Annotated in this window: 21 protein-coding genes and 1 pseudogene; 10 read left to right on the top strand and 12 right to left on the bottom strand. The window is 36.7% G+C overall.

Annotated features, from left to right (window positions below; all coding sequences use genetic code 11):
• Positions 1 to 109 precede the first annotated feature (109 nt).
• From AC1M36_RS04400 to AC1M36_RS04380, 5 genes are all read right to left on the bottom strand, one after another.
• Positions 110 to 472, bottom strand: a complete 363-nt coding sequence (locus AC1M36_RS04400) for a VOC family protein (RefSeq protein ID WP_336450486.1) — start codon at positions 470 to 472, stop codon at positions 110 to 112.
• Positions 473 to 516: 44 nt separating this feature from the next.
• Positions 517 to 1,326 carry an AraC family transcriptional regulator gene (locus tag AC1M36_RS04395; protein ID WP_336450487.1) on the bottom strand — a complete coding sequence of 270 codons (810 nt, stop codon included), beginning with the start codon at positions 1,324 to 1,326 and terminating at the stop codon, positions 517 to 519.
• A gap of 107 nt (positions 1,327 to 1,433) precedes the next feature.
• Positions 1,434 to 2,459, bottom strand: coding sequence for a DUF418 domain-containing protein (locus tag AC1M36_RS04390; protein ID WP_336450488.1), 1,026 nt, complete (start codon positions 2,457 to 2,459; stop codon positions 1,434 to 1,436).
• A gap of 136 nt (positions 2,460 to 2,595) precedes the next feature.
• On the bottom strand, positions 2,596 to 2,745 hold the full coding sequence (locus tag AC1M36_RS04385) for a glycogen biosynthesis protein GlgD (protein ID WP_241815049.1): 150 nt from the start codon (positions 2,743 to 2,745) through the stop codon (positions 2,596 to 2,598).
• A gap of 16 nt (positions 2,746 to 2,761) precedes the next feature.
• Entirely contained in the window at positions 2,762 to 3,025 is a 264-nt protein-coding gene (locus AC1M36_RS04380) for a YtzC family protein (protein WP_336450489.1), read from the bottom strand.
• A gap of 111 nt (positions 3,026 to 3,136) precedes the next feature.
• Here AC1M36_RS04380 and mnmL point away from each other — a divergent pair, with 111 nt between their 5' ends.
• The 6 genes from mnmL (at position 3,137) to AC1M36_RS04350 (ending at position 8,629) form a co-directional block, all read left to right on the top strand.
• Positions 3,137 to 4,096 (top strand): tRNA modification radical SAM protein MnmL/YtqA, encoded by a 960-nt coding sequence (gene mnmL / locus AC1M36_RS04375; RefSeq protein ID WP_336450490.1) that lies wholly within the window; start codon positions 3,137 to 3,139, stop codon positions 4,094 to 4,096.
• Positions 4,093 to 4,665, top strand: a complete 573-nt coding sequence (mnmM, locus tag AC1M36_RS04370; RefSeq protein WP_336450491.1) for a tRNA 5-(aminomethyl)-2-thiouridylate-methyltransferase MnmM — start codon at positions 4,093 to 4,095, stop codon at positions 4,663 to 4,665. Before mnmL ends, mnmM begins: the two co-directional genes overlap by 4 nt.
• A 191-nt stretch (positions 4,666 to 4,856) precedes the next feature.
• The gene (locus tag AC1M36_RS04365) at positions 4,857 to 5,750 is read left to right on the top strand and encodes an ABC transporter ATP-binding protein (RefSeq protein ID WP_336450492.1); all 894 of its coding nucleotides are present in this window, start codon (positions 4,857 to 4,859) and stop codon (positions 5,748 to 5,750) included.
• On the top strand, positions 5,719 to 6,411 hold the full coding sequence (locus AC1M36_RS04360) for an ABC transporter permease (protein ID WP_336450493.1): 693 nt from the start codon (positions 5,719 to 5,721) through the stop codon (positions 6,409 to 6,411). The genes AC1M36_RS04365 and AC1M36_RS04360 overlap by 32 nt, the downstream gene beginning before the upstream one ends.
• Before the next feature lie 52 nt (positions 6,412 to 6,463).
• The gene (locus tag AC1M36_RS04355; protein ID WP_479845614.1) at positions 6,464 to 7,144 is read left to right on the top strand and encodes an aspartate/glutamate racemase family protein; all 681 of its coding nucleotides are present in this window, start codon (positions 6,464 to 6,466) and stop codon (positions 7,142 to 7,144) included.
• A 174-nt stretch (positions 7,145 to 7,318) separates the two neighbouring features.
• The gene (locus tag AC1M36_RS04350; RefSeq protein WP_336450495.1) at positions 7,319 to 8,629 is read left to right on the top strand and encodes a PepSY-associated TM helix domain-containing protein; all 1,311 of its coding nucleotides are present in this window, start codon (positions 7,319 to 7,321) and stop codon (positions 8,627 to 8,629) included.
• Between the two features lie 52 nt (positions 8,630 to 8,681).
• On the opposite strand, the gene AC1M36_RS04345 is transcribed toward AC1M36_RS04350, so the two are convergent.
• The 4 genes from AC1M36_RS04345 to AC1M36_RS04330 all read right to left on the bottom strand — a co-directional run bounded on the left by AC1M36_RS04345 (position 8,682) and on the right by AC1M36_RS04330 (position 11,588).
• A complete protein-coding gene (locus AC1M36_RS04345; protein WP_336450496.1) occupies positions 8,682 to 8,990 on the bottom strand; it encodes a hypothetical protein in 309 nt (102 codons plus the stop codon).
• Positions 8,991 to 9,201: 211 nt separating this feature from the next.
• Complete coding sequence (locus AC1M36_RS04340; RefSeq protein WP_336450497.1) at positions 9,202 to 9,546, bottom strand: PH domain-containing protein; 345 nt, start codon at positions 9,544 to 9,546, stop codon at positions 9,202 to 9,204.
• Positions 9,547 to 9,686: 140 nt separating this feature from the next.
• Positions 9,687 to 10,748, bottom strand: a complete 1,062-nt coding sequence (locus tag AC1M36_RS04335) for a tetraprenyl-beta-curcumene synthase family protein (RefSeq protein WP_336450498.1) — start codon at positions 10,746 to 10,748, stop codon at positions 9,687 to 9,689.
• A 36-nt stretch (positions 10,749 to 10,784) separates the two neighbouring features.
• The gene (locus tag AC1M36_RS04330; RefSeq protein WP_336450499.1) at positions 10,785 to 11,588 is read right to left on the bottom strand and encodes an alpha/beta hydrolase; all 804 of its coding nucleotides are present in this window, start codon (positions 11,586 to 11,588) and stop codon (positions 10,785 to 10,787) included.
• Between the two features lie 74 nt (positions 11,589 to 11,662).
• Between AC1M36_RS04330 and AC1M36_RS04325 the strand changes: the two genes are divergently transcribed.
• The 3 genes and pseudogenes from AC1M36_RS04325 to AC1M36_RS04315 all read left to right on the top strand — a co-directional run bounded on the left by AC1M36_RS04325 (position 11,663) and on the right by AC1M36_RS04315 (position 14,013).
• Entirely contained in the window at positions 11,663 to 12,175 is a 513-nt protein-coding gene (locus AC1M36_RS04325) for a gamma carbonic anhydrase (RefSeq protein ID WP_336450500.1), read from the top strand.
• A 146-nt stretch (positions 12,176 to 12,321) separates the two neighbouring features.
• The gene (locus AC1M36_RS04320) at positions 12,322 to 12,855 is read left to right on the top strand and encodes a phosphatase PAP2 family protein (RefSeq protein WP_336450501.1); all 534 of its coding nucleotides are present in this window, start codon (positions 12,322 to 12,324) and stop codon (positions 12,853 to 12,855) included.
• A 12-nt stretch (positions 12,856 to 12,867) separates the two neighbouring features.
• Positions 12,868 to 14,013 (top strand): annotated as a pseudogene (locus tag AC1M36_RS04315) (glycosyltransferase family 4 protein).
• Between the two features lie 195 nt (positions 14,014 to 14,208).
• On the opposite strand, the gene AC1M36_RS04310 reads toward AC1M36_RS04315, so the two are convergent.
• Complete coding sequence (locus AC1M36_RS04310) at positions 14,209 to 14,817, bottom strand: molybdenum cofactor guanylyltransferase (RefSeq protein WP_336450502.1); 609 nt, start codon at positions 14,815 to 14,817, stop codon at positions 14,209 to 14,211.
• Positions 14,814 to 15,323, bottom strand: a complete 510-nt coding sequence (locus AC1M36_RS04305) for a MogA/MoaB family molybdenum cofactor biosynthesis protein (protein WP_336450503.1) — start codon at positions 15,321 to 15,323, stop codon at positions 14,814 to 14,816. Before AC1M36_RS04305 ends, AC1M36_RS04310 begins: the two co-directional genes overlap by 4 nt.
• Positions 15,324 to 15,742: 419 nt before the next feature.
• On the opposite strand from AC1M36_RS04305, the gene AC1M36_RS04300 reads away from it, so the two are divergent.
• Positions 15,743 to 15,922 carry a hypothetical protein gene (locus tag AC1M36_RS04300; protein WP_003208786.1) on the top strand — a complete coding sequence of 60 codons (180 nt, stop codon included), beginning with the start codon at positions 15,743 to 15,745 and terminating at the stop codon, positions 15,920 to 15,922.
• 108 nt (positions 15,923 to 16,030) lie between these two features.
• On the opposite strand, the gene metK is transcribed toward AC1M36_RS04300, so the two are convergent.
• Positions 16,031 to 17,230: a methionine adenosyltransferase gene (metK, locus tag AC1M36_RS04295; protein WP_336450504.1), complete on the bottom strand. Its 1,200-nt coding sequence runs from the start codon at positions 17,228 to 17,230 to the stop codon at positions 16,031 to 16,033.
• Positions 17,231 to 17,325 lie beyond the last annotated feature (95 nt).

The following is a 17,325-nucleotide window of genomic DNA, read 5'->3' as shown; positions in this document are numbered from 1 at the left end:
CCTATTTTGCGCCTTTTCTAGGATATCTGCTATTGGTTAACATTACATTTACCTTACATTTTTGTAATATAAAAAAGCTGAGCTTATATCAGCTCAGCTTTTCATCGCATTACCCTTTTAAAACAAACTCATTTCCTTCATTATCTTTAAAGATAGAGAATGTACCCCAAGGCATTTCGTTTGGCTCTTGCGTAAATTCTACACCGTTATTCTTCATTGTTTCATACGTTTCTGTAATATTTTCTGTTACAAATACGATAGATGCCTTTAACTCATTTGCATTTGGCATCATTGTTTTGGGGTAAATGACTAAGTGAGAACGTGTCCCTTTTGGTCCTACTTCAATCCAGCTCGCATTTGGTCCCATCGGATCGTTACGATATACTTCAAATCCAGCTTTCTCTGTCCAAAATTCAAGTGCTTTTTGTTGATCATCTACATAAACTGCTACTGTACCGATATGTGCAATCATTATTTATTCCTCCAAATCTGTTCTAGGGCTTTAGTATAATATATTTACTCCTCACTTTCTTGTAAAAAAGCGACATCTTTACCGTCTCGTTTTATTTGCTTTATCCAAGTATGATACTCTTTCGGTGACATTCCTAAATAGTTTCGGAAATCCTTTGTAAAATGAGAATAATCGTAGTAACCGAATTTATACATAATTTCTTGCATACTCATATGGGGCGCAAAAATCATACAAGTTCTCGCTGCATCAAACCGCAAAATTGTGCTTAATTTCTTGGGTGACACGCCTATATGTTGTCGAAAGAACCTTTCCATCTGCCTTTCAGATATATAAAATTCCTCTGCCATACTCTTTATATGTATGTTTCCCTTTTTACTCTTTAACTTACTGACCATTGGAATCATGATTTCATTTTGAATCCCCGTTAATCTCTTAACTAAAAACTTTTCTAATATAGAAAGCGCCTCTTCTTTGTTTGCACCATATATCATTTCTTCCAGTAATTTCGCTTCGTATCCGATAAGAGTTTCCAGTGGAACCATTTGATTCGTAAGTTCCTTCATTGTTTCTCTAAAGAAAGATGCAAATCCCCATGGTTGAAAACGAACTCCCATTAAGCTAACATGTCCATCTGAAATAAGATCCATATATTTTGTTAACGGACCTATTACGAAACTATGTGGCATTTGGCGATTTTTATTGTAGTATCTTGAACCGTAATGAAAAAGTAACTCTACATTTCCATCTGGCCATACAATTTCTTTCTCATCTTGATGATACGTCCGCTCTAATGTCCAAAAACACTTTACATAATGAGCCAATATGCCTGTTGGTTTGATTTCTTGATACTTCATGTTCTACTCCTTAATCGGTGTATATACCCATAGTATGGCTTTCATTCCTTCTAAGGCTACTTCATAATATAACAAAAAACTGCTTCCTTTCTGAAGCAGTTTTCTTCTTATTTCTTTAACGGCGTAACCGTCCAATACGTAACCACACGCCAAATCCATTCAAATGGACCCATCTTAAAGAATTTCATCCAGATAATACTGAAAACAATTTGAATTGCATAAATTACGATACATACATATAAAGTCTGTACATATGTTAAATTTCCTGTGAAGTTAAACATACTACCCGCGATTAAAATCATTGCAGTTTGTCCAACATAATTTGTTAGTGCCATACGTCCGTAGTATTTTAGTGGTACTAATAATGTTTGAACTAATTTTGTTTGTAATAATAAAATTAATAATCCAACATAGAATGCCGAAACAATTGGTCCAACCATTACACCAATAGTCATAAACATATTTGCTTGTTCCATGTTTGGATCATCCACGCCACCTAAAATAACATTATCAAACGGCAAAGCAGGTACTTGTTGATACTGATACCATAAACCAATTGCACTTAGAATAAACATAATGGCTGTAAACACAGCAACTTGTGTTGTTTTCTCTCGAATATTTTCAAATACTCGATATTGTCCAGCTGCAAGTCCCAATAAAATAAGCGGAATTGGTAACAGCGTCTTACCGCCAAAAATACCAATAACAATTGTTAAAATAAGACCGATCACTAAATTGATTCGTTTGTTTACTTTATAAAACGGTAAAGTAATTAATCCACAAACCGCATAAATTGCTAAAGCTTCCCCTGGCTGAAACATTTGATGAATTACACCAAAAACAAATAATGCCACTAACCTACGTAAAAACAGAACATATCCATTTTTCCCTTTCGCAATGGCTCTTGTAATAAAGATATAGAACCCGACTCCAAATAAGAATGAGAAGATAGAGAAGAAACGTCCCTCTACAAATAAGTATAAAAATCTTTGATAGCTTGCATCAATCGTACCCGGATCTGGTGTTTTAATATTAAGTAGTGCAAGAATATTTACTAAAATAATCCCCAGTAATGCAAAGCCACGAATGTAGTCTAATTCGTCAATTCGTTTGTTTGTAATATTTTTTCCCATGCTACAACTCCTTATGCTAATTTTAATCCTCCTTTACTCTACTGGAAAAGTAAGACTCCACCTATCGCCTAACCTTACAGAAATCTTACACTTTTGTAAGATGACAAAATAAAACCAGGTCATATTGCGACCTGGCTTACTCTGATTGTTTCGATCTTTGTGGTTGTCCCTTTTTACGGTTACGCTGTTTTGCTTGTACGACTGGATCGAGCTCATTTGAAAACTCGGCGTTATGTCCATTTTGCGTTTTTTGCTCTGGATTGTTTTGATCTGAACGCTTTGCCATTTTCATTCCCTCCTTATTAGTGCGGCGTAATAATCATTTGATGCTGCAGTTGACGAACTGCCATACGCGCACGGTTTAACTGCTCACGCTGTTCATCATTCGCATGTTCTTGCATAACTTGTAAATCGTTATACGCTTGTTCTAATTGTAACTGAGCATCGGAATACTCCATTGTGTTGTAATGCTCTTGTCTACTTCCGATATCTAATTGCTTTTTTGCATATTCGATCGCTTGCTCTGCTTGCGTAATATATTCTTCAAGTGATTGACGCTCTGCCATTATGTTAGCCTCCTTACCTTTAATTCCCCTTTAGTGTGTCCCTTCCATATCGACCTTATGAGTATGTTATAATGGATTTTGTTTCATTTTAGGCACTAGGAGGGATATGTAATGAAGGTTCAAAACCCTTTTCCATATACAAATGACAATAAACGTTACCATACGTGGAATTATCACTTACGAAAAGAGTTCGGTGAAAAAATCTTTAAAGTTTCATTAGATGCTGGATTTGATTGCCCAAACCGTGATGGCACTGTTGCATACGGCGGTTGTACGTTTTGCAGTGCTGCTGGTTCTGGTGACTTTGCTGGTGATCGCCGCGATGATGTTGTAACGCAGTATCATGAAATGAAAGAAAAAATGCACTCGAAATGGAAAGATGGCAAGTGTATCGCTTATTTCCAAGCGTACACAAATACACACGCTCCATTAGAAGTATTAAAAGAAAAATTCGAACCACTTTTAGCTGAAAAAGATGTAGTTGGTCTTTCCATCGCAACTCGGCCAGACTGCTTACCTGACGATGTTGTTGAATATTTAGCTGATTTAAATAAACGCACGTATCTTTGGGTAGAACTTGGACTACAAACGGTTCATGAACGCACAGCAAATCTTATTAACCGTGCTCATGATTATCCAACATACGTGGAAGGTGTAAATAAACTTCGTAAACATGGCATTAGAGTATGCTCTCATATTATTAACGGACTCCCACTTGAAGACTACGACATGATGATGGAAACTGCCCGTGAAGTCGCAAAACTTGATGTACAAGGCATCAAAATTCATTTGCTTCATCTATTAAAAGGAACGCCAATGGTGAAGCAATATGAAAAAGGACAGTTAGAATTTCTCTCTCTTAAAGATTATGTAAGTCTCGTTGTTGACCAACTTGAAATTATTCCAGCAAATATGATTGTGCACCGCATCACAGGTGACGGTCCGCCTGACTTAATGATTGGTCCAATGTGGAGCTTAAATAAATGGGAAGTATTAAATTCCATCGATGCGGAATTCATGCGCCGCGGAAGTTGGCAAGGGAAATATGCAAACGAGGTGAAAACATTATGAAATTAGAACGTGTCTTGCCGTTTGCACGCACGCTTTTGCAAACAGCTGTTAAAGACGGAGATTACGCCGTAGATGCAACGCTCGGAAATGGTCATGACACTTGCTTTTTAGCGGAGATTGTTGGAGAAAATGGGAAAGTATTTGGATTTGATATTCAGCGTGAAGCGATCGAAAGTTCAACTACTCGCTTAAAAGAAAAAGGATTAGAAAAACGCACTGTTTTAATTCACGATAGCCATGATACGTTATTATCTGTACTACCAGAAGATGCGAACGGTAAAATAACAGGAGCCATTTTTAACTTAGGTTACCTTCCTGGCGGCGACAAACATATCGTTACAAAACCAAACTCAACGATAGCTGCTATTGAACAATTATTAGAAGTAATGGCACCAGAAGGAATCATCGTTCTTGTCATTTATCATGGACATCCAGAAGGACAAGTAGAGCGCGATGCGGTACTGAAATTTGCTGAAGAACTCGATCAAAAACAAGCTCACGTACTTCGTTACGGATTCATCAATCAGCAAAACAACCCGCCATTTATCGTGGCGATTGAGAAGCGTTAAATATATCGGCGATTTTTTTGATATATCGAACGTAACTTCAATTATATCGGCGCAAATTGAAATATATCGACTGCTCGACAAAAAACGCAATAAAACAGACGTGCATATGTTGCACGTCTGTTTTTATTGTTACACCTCAATATATACCATATAATGGATATATAAACATTCTAGAGAAGGAGTGTACCATTTTGCTGCTAGAACTAAAAGGGATACAAAAGAAATACGACAAACAGCTTATACTAGAAAACATCCATTTATCAGTTCCAAAAGGACAAGCAGTTGCCATTATCGGCGGCAACGGTACCGGAAAAAGCACTTTACTAAAAATCATCGCGGGATTTATTCATCCTACGGTAGGCACAATCCACAAAGCGTCAAATTTGAAAATCGGATATGTACCAGAACATTTTCCAAAAGATATTCGTTTTACGCTAGAAGATTATTTATATCATCTCGGTCGTATTCATGGTCTATCGAAAAAATATCTACAAACGAAAATTCCTTCGCTATTAGAAACTTTTCATTTACAGCATGCCAATCATTCCGTTATAAAAAACTTTTCAAAAGGAATGAAACAAAAAACGAATATTATGCAAGCACTCCTTAGTCATGTTGATATATTGATTTTAGATGAACCACTTTCTGGGCTTGATCCAAAATCTCAGAAAGAAGTTGAACATATATTACTTACATTGAAACGACAAGGTCTCACAATTCTCTTCACTTGCCATGAAAAACAACTCTTAGAAAGCTTTGCCGACCGAATTGTAACAATCGCTGATTATACCATTGCAGAGGACAAGCTTTTGGCAGCTGATATAACCCAAAAAGAACATATTTACATAGAAGCGACCGTACCACACACATTTTCCATCTCAGAATTACAGAAACAATCCGGTTATGTACATGTTACATATGACGCAAAACAGAGCTTCATTCAATTACAAATTGAAAAGACTTGTACAAACGATATACTTCACTATTTATTACATACCAATGCATCCGTTACATTATTACAACCTAAATTGTTAAAGCGAGAGGAGGATTTCTATGCTCGCACTCATTCGTTACAATTTTCTTGATTATACAAAGTCATATAAATATGTTCCACCAATCGCAATGTACATCGTAAGTTTACTTTTTGTTTATACTTATAAACCAAATCCAATTGTTGCAACGTATTTAGAAACTGCTCTTACGCTCTACTTACTGTCAGCTTGGATTACGATTACACTGTTTCATACGGAAGATTCTGTTCAAGAACAAATTACTCTTTCTCATACAAAAGACATACAGACTTTATACCTTGGTAAATATGTAACAGTTCTTCTTATTTGCGTAGTTTTATCTCTAATTTCGGTTATATATCCTATTGCCTTTCAAATGTTTAACGAAAAAATGACACTCTCATTATTTATCACGGGATTCCTTTCCCACTTTTCTTTATCTATACTTGGGATCTCCATTGCAATACTATTTACGCGAAACATCATAAAAAAAGCAAGTACAGCTTGGCTTAGCCTTTCATTTGTATTACTGATTACAATTGCATCCATTCGTCTCAAAAAAGACATGCCGGAATTATTATGGTTTTTCCCGCTTATCAATGATTTTATGATGCTTGGTTCTTATGAATACAACTTGGCTATCCATGCACTATGGCTTACTTCATGGGCTCTTTTCTATTCATTTGTTTTAATGAGTTTCTTTCTCTATCTTGTACGAAAAAGAAGGAACATGTAGACGGAAACAAGAATTTCTAAATTTAGATTATGCAATCAGGAGGATTACAATAATGATCGGAATACTAGCAGGAATGGGGCCGAAATCAACAGGTCCATTCGTTGATACAGTCGTTGAGCAATGCCAAAAAATATACGGTGCAAAACATGATATGGACTTCCCTCATATGATGATTTATTCTTGTCCAACACCTTTTTATATCGATAGACCGATTGATCATAAGGCGATGGAACAAACAATTATAACTGGTGCACAAAAACTTGAAAGTACGGGTGTCGATTTTATTGCCATGCCATGTAATACAGCTCACCTGTATTTTGATGAATTACAGAATTCAGTTTCCCTTCCCCTTCTAAATATGGTAGATGAGACACTGAAAGAAATACCAAATCACGTGAATAAAGTGGCACTCTTAGCAACTGATGCGACTGTTCAATCTGGTATATATCAAGCCGGAATTACAAAACGTGGTATAGACTATATACATAAAAATAGCTGGCAAACAGCTATCACTCAAATTATCTCGAAAATAAAAGTAGGGGACCTGCATGAGGCAAGTGAATTATGGCATACACTTTGCATAGAATTAGCTGAAGCAGTAGATAGCGTTATTATAGCTTGTACTGATTTAAATGTTGTATCAAATGCAGGCACAAATAACCTTTACTTTGTGGATTCATCGGTTTGTCTTGCTAAGGCGGTTGTTCATAAATATTTAGCAAATCAATTGTAAATTATATACATATTCTATACATCAAGAACAAAAAGACGTACATATGCTGTACGTCTTTTCCTATTTCCCGAAGATTTTTTATTTTTTTCACATTTTTTTCAAAGTAATCACACCTAGTCTCGTTATATTAAATACATATTTTATTCATATATGGAAGGTTAGGGGCATTAAAGTATGAAACTAAATCGTTCGCTTCACTACATTTTCTGGAGGTGGCATTTTTACGCCGGTTTATTTATTACACCACTTCTCATTACTTTATCACTCAGCGGCATTGGATATCTGTTTCGAGAGGAAGTTGAAAATTTCATTTATAAAGATTTATATTTTGGAAATAGTGAGCAGACCGAATCTCTGTCTATGTCTGAATCTGTTTCGCTAACAAAAAAGAAGTATCCTCACTATACCGTTACAAAAATTAGTCATTTTAAAGACGAACATAATACTAGACTTACAATGAAAAATGAACATACAGGTGATCAAAAATATGTTTATTTAGATAACAATAATCAAATTGTTGGAGATCAAAACGCAAATGAAACGTTTGCCAGTATAATGCGGGAATTACACAGTTCTCTTCTAGTTGGTGGAACTATTGTAAACTACTTAGTAGAACTTGCTGCTTGCTGGACCATTTTTCTAATTGTTACAGGTTTGTACATGAGTATAAAACGTTTCAAAAATACTCCGATAGCAAATGCTAGAGAGCGTTCAAAACGACTACACAGCATAATCGGTATCGTATTTACAATTCCACTCGTTCTCTTAGTACTGACAGGATTACCTTGGTCTGCTTTCATGGGGAAACAAATTTATAATATCACAACTTCAAGTGAATCACTTGGGTATCCAAAATTATATACGGCGCCACCAGAGTCTAAATTTAAAGAGCTACCGTGGGCAACTAGACAGGAAACACCACCGCAATCAAATTCAAACGAGCAGAAGGCTCTTTCAATTGATGCCCTAGAAAAAAAGGTTCAAATCGAGAAACCTTATGTAATTGCATTACCAGATGACCCAAAAGGAGTATTCACCGTTTCAAAATCTAGCGGATCAGGTATTACAGGAATGCATGTATCACCAAATGAAGAGATTACTGCATATTTTGATCAATATAGCGGGGAGCTCATTTCAAAAATTGACTATCGTGACTATGGATTATTTGCACAATGGTTTTCCTATGGTATCCCGCTTCATGAAGGACATTTATTCGGATGGCCAAATAAAATACTATGCTTACTTACAGCCTTATCCTTGTTATTTCTCATTTATTTTGGTGTTAAAATGTGGCTAGCAAGAAAAACAAAAGGTAAGCTCGGCGCGCCACCAAAACAAAAAGATAAGAAAAGCATATTGGCCTTCATACTTATTATGATTCTCTTAGGTATTGCCATGCCTTTATTTGGTTTATCTGTTCTTATTATTTTTATTGTTGAATTTTTACTATATCTATTCTCTAAAATCAAAGAACCAAAAGCATAAGAAAAAGCATTTGTACACTTTGTACAAATGCTTTTTCTACATGAGCTGAAAGCTATAATACGCCATTCGATATTTTCTTTAACACTGGATTTAATACTTTTAAGCATGAAAATATAACAGCAAATATAATAACGAATGAAACAACAGTTTTCAAAATCCCAACTGGAATATGACTCACAAGCCAGTTTCCACCATAATATATGGAAAGAAAAGCAATGAAAATTGCTATGACATATGAAATAAGAACACCGAAAAATTGCATAATAGTCAATTTTTTATACGTTCCTGTTATTTCCTTTCTATATTTTAATGTCACATATACAAATGCCATTATCGATAAAATTGAGAATATACTCCCCATACTTCCCCCTCCACTTTAACTTACTTTCTTCTTTTTATCACTCATCAAAAACAGAACATCTACAATAATAATAACCCCGATAACAACCTGTGTTATATAATCCATTGTAGTTGGACCGCCAGCTCTATTTATCATCGTATATACGCCAAGTAGGAATGAAACAGAAAGACATACTAACAATGTAACTCAATCATTACTTTGGGGACATTTTTTAAATTACCACCATTTCTTCGATTTTTTTTACGAATACACTAGGGTCTGTATGTTGAATATGTTTTATCTTGATCCAATCCGTCCCATGCTGAATGGAAATTTTCATCCCAAACAAACCTTCTTTCACTTTTATAGCGGATATTTGATCAAATGAAAATTCTTCAAATAATGTATTTCCAGCAATATCAGGCCCACAGAAAAAGAGCCTTCTATTCGTCAAAATGATTACACCTGATCGCATGACACTTCGATATATGAAAGTTTCTAAAGAACATTGCAGGTACGATATGATATTTTCATCCTCATATAATTTTTCTTTGGCTTGATTCAATACATTTTCCATGCTTCCACCGCCTTTTGAAATGACTATACTTTAATTATCCTAAAATTGGAATATAAAGTCAAAACAAAGTATAGCAAGGATTCTCGTCAAAAAACAAATCAAAAAGACGTGCTTCATATACACGTCTTTTCATCCTTCTATCACTGCGCCATTTTCTTTCTATACATCTTCCCGTTCCAATAGAAGAATCGTGAAGTGAACCCACCGTATTTCACAATACGCCGTGCCATTTGCTGCATATTCTTTTGCTCTGATACCTTTTGGTCCGATAAATAAATTCCAAGGAGACCACGGCTAATAAGACGATGAAACTTCGCATGCGGTAAGTCACCGATATTTCTTTCTGCTTCTTCTACAAAATGCTTCATTCGCTCTAATATGACTTGTTCATTTTCATAATAACTACAGAAGTTTAAGTCTCCGCCAAGACGATCTTCTTCTTGATCAATAAAATAATCAAGTAAAATATGAAGTCCTTGTACATATGGAAAATAACCTTGCTTAATCTTTGCAATATCTTCATCAAGTAATTCATCATGAAACGCATACGCAACAAGACAAAAGATTCCAAGTGTGGATCCTGCACATGCAGAAAATTCAAACCAGCTCATCGCTGGTACATTTTCTTTATGAGCTTCAAACCATGTTTGCAAGCGTGGTTCTCGCTCTTCTAATTTCACATGCTTATGAATTTGCAAATCACAATAGTAACAAGCAAGTTCGTGAAGGATTGGAGCAATTTTGTCATAGTGCTTTGTTTTTCTTAGCACATCTTGGCATGTTGCAACAAGCTCATCTAAATAACCACCATCATCTTGATCATCACGGTAACGATAGTAATTCGTTCCTTCACTTTCAGGTGTTAGTGCTGTTATCATTGATTCATGCAGTGCGGCAAAATCATTCGGATCAAGCGATGTACTACGATCACATAAATTATCTAAGTAATCACTAATCGTCTGATATGCCACAATAAAACGAATACAATCCTCACGGTGCTCATTTGCAAGCAGCGCTAAAATACCACCGCCTTCACAATGAAACGTTTTATGTTCAATACTTGCAATTGCCTGATTATGAAGCTCATCATTCGGAATATGGTAGGCACGCTCTTTCCACATCGCTAGCTCATGGTGTACAACCGGAAACACATCACGGTATACTTTCGCCATGAGCGTTATGGGATTACTCGGTACGTTCACTTCTTCCTTCATCTCCTCTATAAAATGTACAAATCATTATTTATTTGTTTCTATTATGTTATTTACATGTATTTCAGTAAATGCTTTGATATAGCTAAAAATTTCATCTCGCTCATACTCATTTAATAGCTCATGGTAACAATTTGACCATTCCTTATACGCCTTATCACTAATCTTTAAGTTATCAAACCATTTACGGACACGTGTTTTATCTACAAGTTTATCCTCACACGCCTGCATTAGCAAGAGCGGAACATCTGGAAACTCATCAATTTTGTCATGCGCAGTCTCAATAGATTTTATCAATTCACTATACCAACGAACTGACACCTTGCGCAAGAACAACGAATCATTTTCCATTGCATCACGAATTTCTTTATTCCTCGTTGACATTTCTACTGTAAGGTTGGTGGGAAATTGAAGTTTCGGCGTGAGAATATTTAACACTTTTGAGGCAGCTCGAAGCGGTGCGGCAGGTACCGCTAGAACCCCTAAGCACGGCGAGCTTAATACAATTCCATCTATATCTTCTCTCTTCGTTTCTTCCATCATTCGAATCACAATAAGTCCGCCCATACTGTGTCCAAATAAAAAAATAGGAAGCCGATATTTCCTTGCTTCTTTCACCCATAATTTCACTTCTTCTATGTATTCATCAAATGAATCAATATGTCCTCTATTTCTTGAAGTTGTTCCATGAGCCGGAAGATCTCCCATAACAACATGATACCCGAAATGATTCCACATTTCGGCTAGCGCTTCATAACGTCCATGATATTCCATCGCACCGTGCACAATCACGATTACCGCTTTAGCTGTTTCCGCTTCATAATTCCACATACGAAACTCCTCCATTTCACTCTTTTCTGTAATTTGATACACTAAAACTAGTTTCTAGGAAAGGAAGGCTTTACATGATATATCCTTATAAAGATAAAAATCCGAAAATTGCGAGTAGTGCTTTTATCGCTGACTACGTTACGATTACAGGCGATGTCACAATTGGTGAAGAATCAAGCATTTGGTTTCATACAGTTATTCGTGGTGATGTCTCACCAACAATCATTGGAAACAGAGTAAATGTGCAAGATCAATGTACACTTCATCAAAGCCCGCAGTACCCCCTTATTTTAGAAGACGATGTGACAGTTGGACATCAAGTGATTTTACATAGCTGTACGATTAAAAAAGATGCTTTAATCGGGATGGGCTCTATCATTTTAGACGGTGCTGAAATCGGCGAAGGTGCATTTATTGGCGCTGGTAGTTTAGTTTCACAAGGAAAGAAAATTCCTCCTAATACGCTCGCTTTCGGTCGCCCTGCAAAAATTATTCGCGAATTAGCAGATGAAGATCGAAAAGATATGGAACGCATTCGTAGACAATATGTTGAAAAAGGACAGTACTATAAATCACTGCAAAAATAGCATTTACTTGCTGCCACTAAAATGGCAGCTTTTTTTGTTAAAACGCTAACCTTTTCTTTACAAAATCTTATTATTCCCTCAATAAAATTTTATTAAAATAGAAGATATCATCTGAATATATATGTAAATGAGAGGAGAGAGGTTTCATGAAGGTCAGCTCCTTATATAAAATAGAATGTTACATTTTCAAAGGAATTAATCGTTACTTTGATCAAAAAACATTAAATATCTTTTTCCGCACGATTACACATATCGGTGGGGCAATCTTTTCTATCTCACTCACGTTATGCTTCCTTATCTTTTCAAAAGGGCTTCTGCACACTGCCGCAATTGCAGCAGCTCTTTCATTAGCAATAAGTCATATTCCTGTGCAAATTTTAAAAAGGTGGTACCCACGTAAACGGCCTTATTTAACAATTCAAGATGCAAAATACCCATTGCATCCATTACAAGATCATTCCTTTCCATCTGGTCATACAACAGCTATTTTTTCAATTGTTGTTCCATTTATTTGTCATGATACAAACTTGGCAGCCTTTTTACTTCCATTAGCAATGATTGTAGGAATTTCTCGTATCTATCTTGGGCTTCACTATCCATCAGATGTACTTGTAGGTATGTGCTTTGGCACATGTTCTGGCATCATCTCTTTTTATCAATTCATTCCACTTTTCATGTAAAGGAGCGATTGGATGAGAGTCGCCATATTTACTGATACATTTACACCCCAAGTAAACGGCGTGGCAAAAACATTAGATCGTTTGACCTGTTATTTTCAAAAACAAAATATTTCCTATTCCGTATTTGCACCGCAGCATACAGCAGAAGATGACTTCTTAGCCAATGTGAATAAAATGAGAAGTATCCCGCTGAAAATACTATATCCAGAATGCCGATTTGCATTTCCAAATCCACGTATTAAGCGAGAGCTTCTTAGCTTTAGACCCGATATCATTCATGTCGCTACTCCTTTTAACATGGGACTATGCGGCATGTATTACGCAAAAAAATTAAATATCCCTCTTGTCGGTTCTTATCACACTGACTTTAATGCCTACTTGAAGTATTATAAAATTGAATTTTTCTCCAATATGTTATGGAATTATTTAAAATGGTTTCATAGCCATATGCAAAAGAACTTTGTCCCTTCTCTCGAAACATTGCAGCAATTAGCTAAAAAATAATTTCAAAATTTATATATATGGGGACGAGGAGTAGATTGTTCTCTCTTCCATCCTGCTTACAATAAAGACGTATTCCGAAAAAAATATAATATTACTGCTCCATACATTCTTTCATATGCCGGACGCATCGCCCCTGAAAAAGATATCGAGACGCTTCGTATATTGATTCAAACAACACTTAAAGAACGAACAGATAATATTCATTGGCTTATTGCTGGAGATGGCCCCCTTGCCAAAGAATTACGTGAAACCGTGCCAACAACTAACGTGACCTTTACAGGATATTTACAAGGAGAAAACTTAGCAGAAGCTTATGCATGCTCTGATCTGATGGTATTTCCATCAGCCACCTAAACATTTGGCAATGTCGTACTTGAATCACTCGCATGCGGTACACCAGTAATTGGTGCAAATTCTGGCGGGGTAAAAAATATTATTACAGATGGAAAAACAGGTTTTCTTTGCGAGCCAAAAAATGCGAACTCATTTTTATCATCCATTTATCAGCTGTTAACTAACAAAGCAATGCGTAAACAAATGAGCATAACCGCTAGATCCTACGCCGCTACACAAAACTGGGATGATATTTTCCACGGCTTATACATGCAATATGAAGAGGTGCTTCAGCAAAACAATGCCGAACTACTTGCGTAATAGAAAAGTTCAACTCATAAAGTGAAACTTTAATCAGTAGTTTTTTTCTTCATCCCCACTGATTATTAGTTGAACGAATCAGGCTTTTACGGACAGTTCATCTTCCACCTAACTTCTTTTTTTCGCTGAATTTTGAGGTGGGAGTGTTACTGTCCGTTAATGCGGGATAAATGAAAAAGGTATGACGCTATAACGTCATACCTTTTTCTTCTTTTTCTCATTCAGTAACCGGACATATTCCTCTTGTGTATTTACATTCATAAACAATTCCTTCGCCACATTCCATTCTTCTTCCATCACATACTTTACATGACACTGCGATAAAAGCTGTCCCACACTTCGTTTTTCTTCATGTAACAATGCGTATATTTTTTCTTTTACACGATTATGATATGCCGCTAATAATGGCTGCTTTCTTCCATCAATAACCGGAATAATCGCTTCATATTCATCATTTATTTGCCCTGTTAATGCTGTAATCCACTCACTTGAAAGGTTTGGCGTATCACAAGGAGAAACGATATACCAATCTGCATTTATATGCTCCATCCCCGATACAATCCCCGCAAGCGGACCATCTCCTTTATAGGAAGGAGTATCTTCTATAACAGGAACGTCTACTAAAGTAACAATTCTTTCTTTTATATCAGGATGACTAATCACAACTACATCTTGCACGGCAGTCTGCATGACCTGAACAATGTGTTCGATAAAAGTATGTCCTTGCCAGCTTGCTAAGGCTTTCGGCTCACCAAAGCGTCTTGACATACCACCTGCTAATACAATTCCAGCGAGCCTTTTCATTGTCGATGCAGCTCAAATGTAATATGTCCAAGCTCTGGCAAAATCAATTTATTCATTGCAAGGCGAACAGCCCCGCTAGAACCAGGCATCGAAAAGACAACTTTTCTTCCGATTGTTCCACCAATTGCTCTACTTAGCATTGCAGCGCTTCCGATATCTTCTAAATAACTAATCATCCGAAACAGTTCACCAAATCCAACGATTTCCTTATCTAATAATGCTGAAACGGCTTCAATTGTCACATCACGCTTCGTAATGCCTGTTCCGCCGTTTGTTAAGATAACGTCAACATCTTCTTGGTGATAGCCAGATAATACAGCCTGTTTAATATCTTCTTTATCATCTTTTACAATTTCATAAGCCGTTACCATGTGTCCTGCTTCTACTAATAATTCTTTTAATAACTTGCCGCTCTTATCAGTCTCTTCTGTACGTGTATCAGAGACCGTAACAATTTTACAGCGCACTTTTTTGGGCGCTTGCTTTTTATGTTCTATTACACTCATTTTTATTCGCTCCTTCTTATGAACTACTCATCATTTTATCATATCGTATCGAAACTTTATGAAGTATGAAATACATCACATGTCTACAATTATGTATCAAATGAACAAAACATCATGATACAATATAAGTATATATAACCATAAAAAGGTATTTTTCCACAATCCAAATTGTATTTAACAATATAAAACAACTTGCACCAAGTCCCATTTTTAATTCATCTAAGCCACTATCAAATTATTTCCTATGGATGAGATATCAATATTGTAAAAACTCTCTATCCAAATGTCCGACGGTTCTGACCACACATACTTAACAAGTACAGCAATTCTTCTCGCCCTTTCCTATTGAATTGGATTTTGAATCGCGCGGAACAATCTGATGCAAACTAAACAAATTTTCATAATTAGGAGGCTTATTCATGGAACTTTATCAAAAACTTACAACGGTATTTATCCTTCTATTTGTCGCTTCCATCAGTGCTGGGATGGCATTAAAGGATGCTGTTCCTTATTCAGCAATCGGTGGCTGGGGATTCGCAACGCTCTTTTTGCTATGCAGTGCATTTTGTGCTGGAAAAGCGCGTCAGAAGAAAGGATGATAGCATTTGTTCCGTTAATGCGGGATAAACTATCCAAGCAAGCTTGAACTTATAATCCATACAATAAAAAAAGCTTTGCGCCTTCGCGCAAAGCTTTTTCTTCTTATATTATAGACCAGCTTGCTCTTTTAAAGCTGCTGCTTTGTCTGTACGTTCCCATGAAAGATCTACATCAGTACGTCCGAAGTGTCCGTAAGCTGCTGTTTGTTTGTAAATTGGGCGACGTAAGTCTAACATTTTGATAATGCCAGCCGGGCGAAGATCGAAGTTGTTACGAACTAGTTCTACTAGTACTTCTTCAGATACTTTACCAGTGCCGAATGTATCAACTGAAATTGATACTGGTTGTGCTACGCCGATTGCGTATGCAAGTTGTACTTCTGCTTTTTCAGCAAGGCCAGCTGCTACGATGTTTTTCGCAACATAACGAGCTGCGTATGCCGCAGAGCGGTCAACTTTTGTAGCATCCTTACCAGAGAATGCACCGCCGCCATGACGAGCGTATCCGCCGTAAGTATCGACGATGATTTTACGTCCTGTTAAACCAGCATCCCCTTGTGGTCCACCGATTACGAAGCGGCCAGTTGGGTTAATGAAGAATTTTGTTTCCTCATCCATTAATTCTGCTGGTACGACAGCTTTGATTACTTGCTCTTTTAAGTCACGATCGATTTGTTCCCACGTAGCTTCTGGGTGATGCTGCGTTGAAATTACAATTGTATCGATACGTACTGGTTTACCATTTTCATCATACTCAACTGTAACTTGCGTTTTACCGTCTGGACGTAAATAATCTAATGTTTCATCTTTACGTACTTCCGTTAAACGACGAGCTAATTTGTGAGCAAGTGAGATTGGAAGTGGCATTAATTCTTTTGTTTCATTACATGCGAAACCAAACATTAAACCTTGGTCCCCTGCACCGATTGCCTCAATCTCAGCGTCAGTCATTTGACCTTCACGTGCTTCTAACGCTTGGTCAACACCCATAGCGATGTCAGCAGATTGCTCATCGATAGATGTTAAAACTGCACAAGTTTCTGCATCGAATCCGTATTTTGCACGAGTGTAACCGATTCCTTGGATTGTTTCACGAACGATCTTTGGAATATCTACATAAGTAGAAGTCGTAATTTCCCCCGCTACCAATACTAAACCAGTTGTTACTGTTGTTTCACAAGCTACACGTGCATTTGCGTCTTTTGCTAAGATCGCATCTAAAATTGAATCAGAAATTTGGTCACAAATTTTATCTGGATGTCCTTCAGTTACAGACTCAGATGTGAACAGATGACGTTGTTTTGTCATGTGGTAAACCTCCCTACAGTAATTGTATATATTGTACGGAACTCATCCTTAATTTGCCACAAACTGCGACATTCATTTATTCTCCCACACAAGCA

The sequence above is a fragment of the Bacillus sp. Medicinal_06 genome, assembly GCF_056711665.1.
This window is presented reverse-complemented; position numbering and strand designations above follow the sequence as displayed.